At 69.7% G+C, this 11117-nt stretch carries 9 protein-coding genes and 5 pseudogenes; 3 read left to right on the top strand and 11 right to left on the bottom strand.

Annotation, left to right across the window (positions count from 1 at the left end):
- The 4 genes from BN4348_RS35150 to rimP form a co-directional block, all read right to left on the bottom strand.
- Window positions 1-246 (bottom strand): translation initiation factor IF-2 N-terminal domain-containing protein (locus BN4348_RS35150; RefSeq protein ID WP_407937892.1); only part of this gene is annotated, 246 nt, incomplete at its 3' end.
- A 70-nt stretch (window positions 247-316) separates the two neighbouring features.
- The gene (locus BN4348_RS35145; RefSeq protein ID WP_407937891.1) at window positions 317-565 is read right to left on the bottom strand and encodes a YlxR family protein; all 249 of its coding nucleotides are present in this window, start codon (window positions 563-565) and stop codon (window positions 317-319) included.
- A 165-nt stretch (window positions 566-730) separates the two neighbouring features.
- Window positions 731-1774 carry a transcription termination factor NusA gene (gene nusA, locus BN4348_RS35140; protein WP_066909658.1) on the bottom strand — a complete coding sequence of 348 codons (1044 nt, stop codon included), beginning with the start codon at window positions 1772-1774 and terminating at the stop codon, window positions 731-733.
- Entirely contained in the window at window positions 1771-2310 is a 540-nt protein-coding gene (gene rimP, locus BN4348_RS35135; protein WP_066909655.1) for a ribosome maturation factor RimP, read from the bottom strand. The genes nusA and rimP overlap by 4 nt, the downstream gene beginning before the upstream one ends.
- A gap of 194 nt (window positions 2311-2504) precedes the next feature.
- Between rimP and BN4348_RS35130 the strand changes: the two genes are divergently transcribed.
- The gene (locus BN4348_RS35130) at window positions 2505-3041 is read left to right on the top strand and encodes a hypothetical protein (protein ID WP_066909652.1); all 537 of its coding nucleotides are present in this window, start codon (window positions 2505-2507) and stop codon (window positions 3039-3041) included.
- Between the two features lie 31 nt (window positions 3042-3072).
- Window positions 3073-3147, top strand: a pseudogene (locus BN4348_RS60725) (ferritin-like domain-containing protein); the annotation flags it as partial.
- Window position 3148: 1 nt separating this feature from the next.
- Here the strand turns inward: BN4348_RS60725 and BN4348_RS60720 are convergent.
- From BN4348_RS60720 to mqo, 7 genes and pseudogenes are all read right to left on the bottom strand, one after another.
- Window positions 3149-3502 (bottom strand): annotated as a pseudogene (locus BN4348_RS60720) (PE family protein); the annotation flags it as partial.
- Window positions 3503-3581: 79 nt separating this feature from the next.
- On the bottom strand, window positions 3582-5330 hold the full coding sequence (locus tag BN4348_RS35115) for a proline--tRNA ligase (RefSeq protein WP_066909646.1): 1749 nt from the start codon (window positions 5328-5330) through the stop codon (window positions 3582-3584).
- 80 nt (window positions 5331-5410) lie between these two features.
- Window positions 5411-7003 carry an MFS transporter gene (locus BN4348_RS35110; protein ID WP_066909643.1) on the bottom strand — a complete coding sequence of 531 codons (1593 nt, stop codon included), beginning with the start codon at window positions 7001-7003 and terminating at the stop codon, window positions 5411-5413.
- Window positions 7004-7036: 33 nt separating this feature from the next.
- Window positions 7037-8254: a uroporphyrinogen-III C-methyltransferase gene (gene cobA, locus BN4348_RS35105; RefSeq protein ID WP_066909640.1), complete on the bottom strand. Its 1218-nt coding sequence runs from the start codon at window positions 8252-8254 to the stop codon at window positions 7037-7039.
- 229 nt (window positions 8255-8483) lie between these two features.
- Window positions 8484-8603: pseudogene (locus tag BN4348_RS62700) on the bottom strand (nucleotide-binding protein); the annotation flags it as partial.
- Between the two features lie 94 nt (window positions 8604-8697).
- A pseudogene (locus tag BN4348_RS60715) lies at window positions 8698-8826 on the bottom strand (cob(I)yrinic acid a,c-diamide adenosyltransferase); the annotation flags it as partial.
- A 3-nt stretch (window positions 8827-8829) separates the two neighbouring features.
- Window positions 8830-10005, bottom strand: a pseudogene (gene mqo / locus BN4348_RS35095) (malate dehydrogenase (quinone)); the annotation flags it as partial.
- A gap of 81 nt (window positions 10006-10086) precedes the next feature.
- Between mqo and BN4348_RS35090 the strand changes: the two are divergent.
- Window positions 10087-11112, top strand: a complete 1026-nt coding sequence (locus BN4348_RS35090; RefSeq protein ID WP_066909637.1) for an alpha/beta hydrolase — start codon at window positions 10087-10089, stop codon at window positions 11110-11112.
- Window positions 11113-11117: the final 5 nt, after the last annotated feature.

Raw genomic sequence — 11117 nt, 5'->3', positions numbered from 1 at the left:
GCTCCGCTTGGCGAGCGCTTTGTCGAGGGACTTGTCCGGTCCCTTGGCCGTCTTTTCAGAGGCCTTGGCGGGCGCCGGCTTGCCGCCCCCGAAGGACTCACGCAGCCGGCGAGCCACCGGTGCCTCTACCGTCGACGACGCGGATTTGACGAATTCGCCCTGTTCATTCAGTCGGGCGAGGACTTCCTTGCTGCTGACACCGAGTTCCTTAGCCAACTCGTGTACGCGGGCCTTACCTGCCACCACATCTCCTGTCTATGAGGCGACAGCAGTGGGCCGCGCCTCGGGTATTAGCTGTAACGCATGGGGATCCGAGTCATCGGGACTTCACGGTGTGCTCATGTTCTTTGCTGCCTCTTCTGTTGCCGGGCGAGTCGAGCACTTGGAAGTGCTCGACCACCCCGGATGTGTCCAGTGGACCGGTGATGCGCAACGCTTTGGTGAGAGCGCGCCGCCGAATCGCCTGTTGCACGCACTGTGGCACGGGATGCAGCCATGCACCCCGCCCCGGCAGGCTACTCCTGTCGTCAACGATCGCGGCATATTCGCCGTTCCCCGTCGACACAGCCACCACTCGAAGCAGTTCGGCGGCCAGCTCTCGCTTTCGGCACCCCACACACGTCCGCACCGGTCCATCAGTGCTTCTGTGCGCCAAGACCGAAGGCTCGCGCTGGATCACGGCTCAGTCTAGCGTCCTTTGACCGGAGGTCAGAACCACCCGAAGCCGCGCCTAGCGGTCGTGCGCCACGGGGTGGCCGGCGCCGTGTTCGGACTGGGTCTCGGCGTGCCCCGGGGAATCCCCGCGGATGTCGATGCGCCACCCGGTGAGCCGCGCGGCAAGCCGGGCGTTCTGGCCCTCCTTGCCGATGGCCAGCGACAACTGAAAGTCGGGGACCACCACGCGGGCGGCCCGGCCGGTCTGGTCGATGACCGACACGGAGACCACCTTGGCCGGTGACAGCGCGTTGGCGACGAAGCGGGCCGGGTCCTCGTCGTAGTCGATGATGTCGATCTTCTCCCCGGACAGCTCGCTCATCACGTTGCGGACCCGCTGACCCATCGGGCCGATGCAGGCGCCCTTGGCGTTCAGGCCGGGAACGTTCGAGCGCACCGCGATCTTGGAGCGGTGGCCGGCCTCGCGGGCCACCGCCACGATCTCCACCGATCCGTCGGCGATTTCGGGGACTTCCAGCGAGAACAGCTTGCGCACCAGGTTGGGGTGGGTGCGCGACAGCGTGATCAGCGGCTCGCGGGCCCCGCGCGTCACGCCGACGACGTAGCAGCGGATCCGGTTGCCGTGCTCGTAGCTTTCGCCGGGAACCTGTTCGGCGGCCGGGATGACGCCCTCGGACGCCTTGGTCTCGGTGCCCATCCGCACCACGACCAGCCCGCGGGCGTTGGCCCGGCTGTCGCGCTGGATGACGCCCGCGACGATCTCCCCTTCCCGGGTGGAGAACTCGCCGTAGGTCCGCTCGTTTTCGGCGTCCCGGAATCGCTGCAGCATGACCTGGCGTGCCGTCGTGGCGGCGATGCGCCCGAAACCCTCGGGGGTGTCGTCCCATTCACTGATGACGTTGCCGTCCTCGTCTGTCTCGCAGGCGATCACGCGCACCACGCCGGTCTTGCGGTCGATCTCGATGCGCGCATCCATCTGGTGGCCCTGCGTGTGCCGATAGGCGGTCAGCAGCGCGGATTTGATGGTCTCGAGCAACTCGTTGACCGAGATGCCCCGGTCCACCTCGATCGCGTGCAGCGCGCCCATGTCGATGTTCATGCTCCGGCCTCCGTTCCATCGGGCCGACCCCGCACCGCCCCAGCCAGCTCCAGCTCCGCGGGTGCGGGGGGCGAAAACTCAACTTGCACAACAGCTTTCACGATTTCAGCGAGCGGGATTTCGCGCACCGTCCAGTCCCGGCCCGCGCGGACCACCAGGGCGACGGTGTCGTCGCGGGTCTCGCCGAGGCGCCCGGTCAGCCGCGATCCGTCCGACAACGCGAGCTCGACCTTGCGGCCACGGGCGCGGCGGAAGTGCTTCGAGCTGGTCAGGGGGCGGTCCACACCGGGCGAACTCACCTCGAGCACATAGCGGTCCGCGGCGTTTTCCAGTCCGTCCAGCAAAGCCGAGGCCGAACGCGACAGGGTGGCTACCGTGTCGAGGTCCAAGGGGTCGTCGCCGTCGGCGATCACGGTGATCCGGGGCGGCCGCGCCCGGGTGTCGATGACCACGTCTTCGATTTCGTAACCGGCGCGCGCGAACTCACCGCCGAGTAGCTCGATCACCTGCGTCTGCGAAGGTAGCCCGGTGGTCACGGCGAGCTCCTCATCTTGAGTTGTCCGGTCATCGGTCGGATGTCGCCACCCGGGTGGCTTCCGAGCGGCTTCCGCTCTGAGTCAGCTATCCACGATACGCCAGGAATCGCCGATGACGGCGTGATCGCCGGATGGTCACGGTCCTCGGACCTGCCCTCCGGCATGTCGGGGCCCGCCGATGGCAGGATGTTGCTGTGCCTAGCGCAGTACCCGTCACCAACAGGCGGGGCGTGCTCGCCGGTGCCGCGGCCCTTGCCGCGTTCGGGGTGGTCGCATCCGCCTGCGGCGAGTCCCCGCCCAAGCCGCCCGCCGTCGAGAACCTGCTGGGGCCGCTGGACCAGGCCCGCAAGGACAGCGCGCTCGCCGGTGCCGCCGCCGCGGCCGTCGGCGTCGCGCCCCAGATCGCGGCCGCGCTGACCGTGGTCGCCACCCAGCGCGCCGCCCACGCCCGCGCCCTGTCCACCGAGATCGCGCGGGCCGCCGGCAAGCTGACGTCCTCCTCGAGCGAGACGACCCCCCCGAGCACCAGCTCCAGCCAGGCCGAACCGGGCCCGCCGCCGCCTCCGCCGCCGGTGTCCGACGTGATCAATTCGCTGCGCGCGTCGGCCGAAAGCGCCGGGCGCCTGGTGACGACCGAATCGGGCTACCGGTCCGGGCTGCTGGCGTCCATCGCCGCGTCGTGCACGGCCTCCTACCAGGTGGCACTGGTGCCCGGGGGCCCCTCGATATGACATCGGGCTCCCCATGACGTCCGGCAAAGACGCCGACAACGCCGCGCTGTGCGACGCCCTGGCCGTCGAACACTCGACGATCTATGGCTACGGGATCGTGTCCGCGNCCCCAGCAGCGCCTCGGTGGGGGCGTTGATCACCCCCAGCGCGTCCTGCTCGAGGGTCTGCAGCGGCGAGGCGTAGGCCGCCTCGGTGGCCGCATACGCCCCGGCGCCCGCGCTCAGCACCCGCACGAACTGGTCGTGAAATGCCGCCGCCTGTGCGCTCAGCGCCTGGTAGCCCTGAGCGTGCGCGCCGAACAGCGCGGCCACCGTCGCCGACACCTCATCGGCGCCAGCGGCCGTCACGTCCGTGGTGGTGGCCGCCGCGGCGGCATTGGCCGCGCTCATCGCAGAGCGGATATTCGCCAAGTCGGAGGCCGCCGCCATCACCAGGTCGGGGGCCGCAATCACAAAGGACATCGGCTGCCTCCCACCGACGCGCTCGACGGGAAAAAGTCAGCGTAGCGCGATCTCGCCAGCAAACACAGTGTCGACCGCCTTATCCGTTGACGGCCGCCGCGAGGTCGGTGGCCAGCGACGCCCCGACGGTCAGCTCGCGGGTTTGCCCGCCGAAGCGGTCGCGCAGTTCGACCACGCCGTCGGCCCAGCCGCGCCCCACCACGACGATCCACGGCACGCCCAGCAGCTCGGCGTCCTTGAACTTCACCCCGGGCGATGCCTGGCGGTCGTCGAGCAGCACCTCGACACCCAACCGGTCCAGGTCGGCGGCCAGCGCCATCGCCCCGGCGCGGGCCTCGGCGTCTTTGTTGGCGATCACCAGGTGCACGTCGAACGGCGCGACGGCCGGCGGCCAGCGCAGCCCGAGCTCGTCATGGTGCTGCTCGGCGATGACGGCCACCATCCGCGACACCCCCAGGCCGTAGGAGCCCATGGTCAGCCGCACCGGCTTGCCGTCCTCGCCGAGGACGTCGACGGTGAAGGCGTCGGTGTACTTGCGGCCGAGCTGGAAGATGTGGCCGATCTCGATGCCGCGGGCCGATACCAGTGGGCCGGCGCCGTCCGGGGAGGGGTCGCCGTCGCGCACCTCGGCGGCCTCGATGGTGCCGTCGGCCGTGAAATCCCGGCCGGCCACCAGGCCGACGACGTGCCGGCCGGGCTCGTCGGCGCCGGTGATCCAGCTGGTGCCGTCGACCACCCGCGGGTCGACGAGATAGCGAACACCGTTGTCGCGCAAGGCTTTCGGACCGATATAACCCTTGACCAGGAACGGATGCCTGGCGAAGTCGGCGTCGTCGAGCAGCGCGTACTCGGCCGGTTCCAGCGCCGCGCCCAGCCGCTTGTCGTCGACCTCGCGGTCGCCGGGCACCCCGATGGCCAGCAGCTCCCACTCCCCGCCGGGCTGGCGCACCTTCAGCAGGACGTTCTTCAGCGTGTCGGCCGCGGTGACGGTGCGGCCAAGACCGGCCGTGTTGGCCCACTCCACCAGGGTCGCGATGGTGGGGGTGTCACCGGTGTCGTGGACCACCGCCTCGGGCTGTCCCTCGATCGGCAGCGCCTCCGGGCGTGCGGTGATGACCGCCTCGACGTTGGCCGCGTACCCGGACTCCAGGCAGCGCACGAAGGTGTCCTCGCCAACGGGGCTTTCGGCCAGGAATTCCTCGGACGCGCTGCCGCCCATCGCCCCCGACACGGCCGACACGATGACGTAGCGCACCTGCAGCCGGGAGAAGATGCGCTGGTAGGCCTCCCGGTGCGCGTGATAGGCGGCCTTGAGCCCGGCGTCGTCGACGTCGAACGAATAGGAGTCCTTCATCAGGAACTCCCGGACGCGCAGGATGCCGGCCCGCGGCCGGGCCTCGTCGCGGTACTTGTTCTGGATTTGGAACAGCAGCAGCGGAAAGTCTTTGTAGGAGCTGTATTCACCCTTCACGGTCAGCGCGAACAGCTCCTCGTGGGTGGGGCCCAGCAGGTAGTCGTTGCCGCGGCGGTCCTGCAGCCGAAACACCCCGTCGCCGTACTCGGTCCACCGGTTGGTGGTTTCGTACGGGCCGCGCGGCAGCAGGGCCGGGAACAGGATCTCTTGCCCGCCAATCGCGTTCATCTCGTCGCGCACGATCCGCTCGATCTTGCGCAGCACCCGCAAGCCCAGCGGCAGCCAGCTGTACAGCCCGGGCGCCACGGGCCGGACGTACCCGGCCCGAATGAGGAGTTTGTGGCTGGGCACTTCGGCGTCGGCGGGGTCGTCGCGCAGGGTGCGCAGGAACAGCTCGGACATCCGGGTGATCACAGCGGGCAAGCCTAGCCTGGCTATCGACCTAGTGGCGGGCGGTGTCCGGCCGAGAATCGCTGCGGTTGACCGGCCGGGAGCTAGAGCTCGCCGGCGTCTATCGCGTCCTTGACCTCTTGCGCGTGGGCCACCTGCTCGGGCGTGTAGCCGATGAGCAGCGCCGCGGCGCCGACTATCACGGCCACGCCGGCCACCCACAGCAGCCCGTACGTGTAGCCGTGGTCCAGCGCGCCCAGTTGGGCGCCGGTCATGAACTTGACCGGGCCGGTGGTGCCACCCATGTACAGCGTGCGGGAGGTGATCACGGCCTGGATCACGGCCAGCACCAGCGGCCCACCCAGGCTCTGCAGCATCAGCGCGATGGCCGACACCGGGCCGATCTGGTCGAAACCGACGCCGGCGATCGCCGACAGAGTCAGTGGGACCACGCAAATGCCGATCCCGATGCCGCCCACGATGACGGGCACGACCAGGTTCGGGAAATAGGGCACACCGCGGTGCATGAAGGCCCAGCCGGAGATCATGGCCCAGAACAGCAGCAGCCCGCCGCCGATCGTCAGCACCCGCGGCGAGAACCGCGACACCAGCTGCGACGACACACCGAGGCCGATCCCCATCGCGATGACGAACGGGATGAAGCCGACGCCGGCGCGCAGCGCGCTGTAGCCGAGGATGTCCTGCACGTACAGACCGATGCACACGGTCAGGCTGAACATGAGTCCGCCGGCCAGAAAGATCGCGACGAAGGTGGCCAGCCGGTTGCGGTCGCGGAACAGCGCGAACGGCACGACGGGGTTTTCGGCGGTGCGCTCCACCACGACGAAGGCCAGCGCGGCGGCCAAAGCCACCGCCCCCGAGCCGATGGTGGTAACCGAGATCCAGCCCTTTTCCGGGCCCATCGAGAAGGCGAACACCGCGGCGGTGCACGCGAGGGTGGCCAGCAGGGCGCCGGTGGCGTCGAGCTTCATCCGCTCCCTGTTGGTTTCCCGCAGGGCGGTGCGGGCCAGGTAGATCATCACCAGCCCGATCGGCACGTTGACCAAAAACGCCAGCCGCCAGGACAATTCGGTCAGCGCGCCGCCGACCACCAGGCCCATCACCGAGCCGACGGCGGTCATCGCAGCGAACACGGCCGTCGCGGCGTTGCGCGCGGGCCCCTTCGGGAAGGTCGTCGCCACCAACGCCAGGCCGGTGGGCGATGCGATGGCCGATCCGATGCCCTGCAGCAGCCGGGCGATGACCATGGTCGCCTCGTCCCAGGCGACCGCGCACAGCACGGAGGAGATGGTGAACAGCGCGACGCCGACGATGAAGGTGCGCTTGCGCCCGATGGTGTCGCCGAGGCGCCCGCCGAGCAGCATCAGCCCGCCGAAGGTCAGCACGTACGCGGTGATGACCCAGCTGCGGCCGGCGTCGGACAGGCTCAGCTCGTTTTGGATCTTAGGGAGCGCGACGATCGCGACCGTGCTGTCCATGGTCGCCAGCAATTGCATGCCACCGATCGCGATCACGGCCGCAATGAAGCGCCAGGAGGGCAGCCATGCGGGGTAATACCTGCCGATACGGGCAGAGGCGGTCTCCGCCGGCGGCGTTGCGCGCACCGGGGCCGGACGATCGGGGCGTACGGATGCCAAGTTTTGGACCGCCCGCTCTGAGTCGTTGAGAGCCGTCATAATGGGTTACCTTACAGTAATCTTAAGATCCTTTTAAACGCCGAACGCGGCTACGGCCCCGATCACGATGATCGCGGGAGGTCGGATCCCCTCCGCGCGAACCTTCTCCGGCGTGTCGGCGAGCCTGGCCCGCAACGTGTGCTGAGCTGCCGTTGTTCCGTGCTGGACCACCAGCACCGGCGTATCCGCAGGTCGGCCGCCATTCAACAAGACATCGACGAAAAGCTCGATGCGTTCGACGGCCATCAGCAAAACGATGGTCCCCCTCATCGCGGCCAGTGCGTCCCAATTTACTAACGATTCGGGGTGGCCCGGCGCCACATGGCCGCTGACCACCACGAATTCGTGATTTATCCCCCGATGCGTGACGGGGACGCCCGCCAGAGCGGGCACGCCTATGGCACTTGTCACACCCGGCACCACGGTCACCGGGATGCCGGCCTCGGCGCATGCCAGCACCTCCTCGTACCCGCGCGCGAAGACGAAGGGATCCCCACCCTTGAGCCGCACCACGAACCTCCCGGACCGCGCCCGCTCGATCATGACGTCATTGATCGCGTCCTGGGCCATGGCCCGCCCGTACGGAATCTTGGCCGCGTCGATGACTTCCACGTGCGGGGGCAGCTCGGCGAGCAGCTCGGGCGGCGCGAGCCGGTCGGCGACCACGACGTCGGCCTGGGCGAGCAGGCGGCGGCCGCGCACCGTGATCAGCTCGGGGTCGCCGGGACCGCCGCCGACCAGCGCCACCCCACCGCGCACCACCTCGGAGCTCGCCGAGCTTTCCGGGGTGATGAGCCCCGTCTGCAGCGCCTCCCGGATGGCCGAGCGGATCGCCGCGGATCGCCGGTGCTCGCCCCCGGCGAGCACCCCCACCGACAGGCCGGCATAGCTGAAGGTCGCCGGGGTCACCGCGGTTCCCTCGACGGCAATGTCGGCACGGACGCAAAAGATCTGGCGGCGTTCGGCCTCGGCGACGATGGCGGCGTTCACGTGCGGGTCGTCGGTGGCCGCGATCGCATACCAGGCTCCGTCGAGGTCGCCGTCGCGGTATTCGCGCACCGACAGGACGATTCCCTCCATCGCCTCGACGGCCGGGGTGGCGGACCGGGAGATGACGTGCACGTCCGCGCCGCTGGCGATCAGCAGGGGCAATCGGCGCTGAGCGACGGTCCCCCCGCCGACCACGACGACCTNGCGCGGCGATGCTCTGGCTCTGGCCGCGCGCGTCGACCACCAGGAGCACCGGGGCACCCAGCAGGCCCGCGACGTGCGCGGTGGAGCCCGCCGCGGGGGCGGTCGTTCCGATCCGCGCGTCGAACAGCCCCATCACCCCCTCGACCACGGCGATGTCGGCGCCGAGGCTGCCGTGCGCGTACAGCGGGCCGATGAGCCCCTCCCCCACCAACACCGGGTCGAGGTTGCGGCCGGGCCGCCCGGCGGCCAGGCCGTGGTAGCCGGGGTCGATGAAGTCGGGGCCCACCTTGAACGGCGCGACGCGGTGGCCCGCCCCGCGCAGCGCTCCGATCAAACCCGTTGCGACGGTGGTCTTCCCGCTTCCCGACGCGGGCGCGGCGATGACCACCGCGGGGACGCGGGTCATCGCATCACCCGCCATCGCGAGGGTGCGCAGAATGACAGCCCGGACGGCGTGTCGGCGTACAGACACGCGCGCTCGCGAGGTAAGACCGGGGCGCTCACCACTCGATGCCCTTCTGCCCCTTGCGCCCGGCGTCCATGGGGTGCTTGACCTTGGTCATCTCGGTGACCAGATCGGCGGCCTCGACCAACCGCGGCGGGGCATCGCGTCCGGTGATCACCAGGTGCNCCGTCAGCTCCCAATCGGAATCGTTTGCGCTGGGGGCGAATTCGCGCAGCATTCGGACGCGGTCGGGTTCGGAGAGTCGCAGTTGGCCGATCAGGTAGTTGACCAGTGTCAGCTGGGTGACCCCGACTCCGAGCATCGACAACAGGTTGTCCGGCCTGATCGAGCGGGGCAGGTCGGTGAAGTGGCCGTGTTTTAAAAACTTTGGCGACCAGCCGGCGTACGGCCCGAACACCAGCCACGACTTGCCGTTGACGAACCGAAGGTCCAGGTGCAGCGCCCCGAGCGGCGGGGCCCCCGGCGCGGGCACGCCGTACACCTTGGCGCGGTGCGCGGCGGTGAGCGCCGGGTTCTCCGCGCGCAGGAACCGGCCGCCGATCGGGAAGCCGGCGAAGCCCTTGACCTCCCCGATGCCCGACCGCTGCAACAGCGGCAACGCATCCCCACCGGCGCCGACGAAGGCGAATCTGGCGTTCAGCCGGCGCTTTTCGCGGGTGCGGCGGTTGCGGATGGTCAGCGCCCAGCCGCCGCCGGTTTGGCGCGTCAGGTCGCGGACCTCGTGCCCGAACAGCGCCGTGGCGCCGCCGCGCACGCAAAAGGCGATGAGTTGGCGCGCCAGCGCACCGAAGTCGACGTCGGTGCCGTCGGCGGCCCAGTTGAGCGCGACCGGCTCGGAGAAGTCGCGCTTGGCGGCCATCAACGGCAGCCGGCGCGCGAACTCACCCGCGTCGTCGATCAACTCGGTGCGCGCGAACAGGGGGTTGCCGGCCAGCGCGCGCCGGCGCCGCCGCAGGTAGTCGACGCCCGGCGCCCCGCGCACGAAGCTGACGTGCGGGACGGGGTTGACGAACCCGCGATCGGTCAGGATGCCGTTCTCGACCGCGTACGCCCAGAATTGGCGCGTCACCTGGAACTGCTCGTTGATGCGGACCGCTTTGGTGATGTCGATCGAGCCGTCGGGGTTCTGCGGGGTGTAGTTCAGCTCGCACAGCGCGGAGTGCCCGGTGCCGGCGTTGTTCCAGGGGCTGCTGCTTTCGGCGGCGACGGCGTCCAGCCGCTCGACGAGGGTGATCGACCAGTCCGGCTGCAGCCGCCGCAGCAACGCACCCAGCGTCGCGCTCATGATGCCGGCGCCCACCAGCACGACATCGGTATGCGCGGTTCTGGCCTGCCCTGACACCGTCCCAGGTTATCCCGACGCGATCCGGGCGCTCACGGCGTGCGGCCCACCCGCGGCCAGCAAAACCTTTAAGCTGGCCTCGTGACTGGCTGGGTGCCCGACGTGCTGCCCGGCTATTGGCAGCGCACCATCCCGCTCGGCCCGGATCCCGCCGGCGAGGGCGACATCGCGGCCACCCTGATCCGGCGCGGCCAACCCGCCGGGGGCGATCACCGCGCGGTCCTGGCGGTGCACGGCTACACCGACTACTTCTTCCACACGGAGTTGGCCGATCACTTCGCGGATCGCGGCTTTGCCTTCTATGCGCTGGACCTCCAGAAATGCGGCCGGTCGCGGCGCGAGGGCCAGACCCCGCACTTCATCACCGACCTCGCCCACTACGACGCCGAACTCGGACACGCCCTGTCGGCCATCCATGAGCACGCGCCCGCCGGCCGGCCCGCCCAGATCCTGGTGTACGGCCATTCCTCCGGCGGGCTGATCGTGTCGTTATGGCTGGACCGGCTGCGCCGGCGGGATCCGGACACGCACGCCGGCGTCCGGGGCCTCGTGCTCAACAGCCCGTTCCTGGACCTACACGGCCCCGCGGTGTTGCGCCACGGGCTGACCTCGGCGGTGATCGCTGGCCTGTCGCGGGTGCGGTCCAAGGGGGTGGTCCGGGCCCCCACCGAGGGCGGCTACGGCACCACCCTGCACCGCGACTACCACGGCGAGTTCGACTACGACCTGCAATGGAAGCCGGTGGGCGGCTTCCCCATCACGTTCGGCTGGCTGCACGCCATCCGCCGCGGCCAAACCCGGCTTCATCGCGGGCTGGAGGTCGGGGTGCCGAGCCTGATCCTGCGGTCGGACCACAGCGTGGCCGAATCCGACGACCCCGAATCCATGCACCGCGGCGACGCGGTTCTCGACGTCACCCAGATCGGCAGGTGGGCCGGCTGCATCGGGAAACGCAGCACCGTCGTCCCGGTGGCCGACGCCAAACACGACGTGTTCCTGTCGTTGCCGGAGCCGCGCCGGATGGCGTATCGCCACCTGGACGCGTGGCTGGACGACTACCTGGGCAGCGACAACAGCCAAGCCTCGACATCCTCGGGGAAGGGGTGAGGACC

The organism is Mycobacterium interjectum, assembly GCF_900078675.2.
GTDB classification, from domain to species: domain Bacteria; phylum Actinomycetota; class Actinomycetes; order Mycobacteriales; family Mycobacteriaceae; genus Mycobacterium; species Mycobacterium interjectum.
This window is presented reverse-complemented; position numbering and strand designations above follow the sequence as displayed.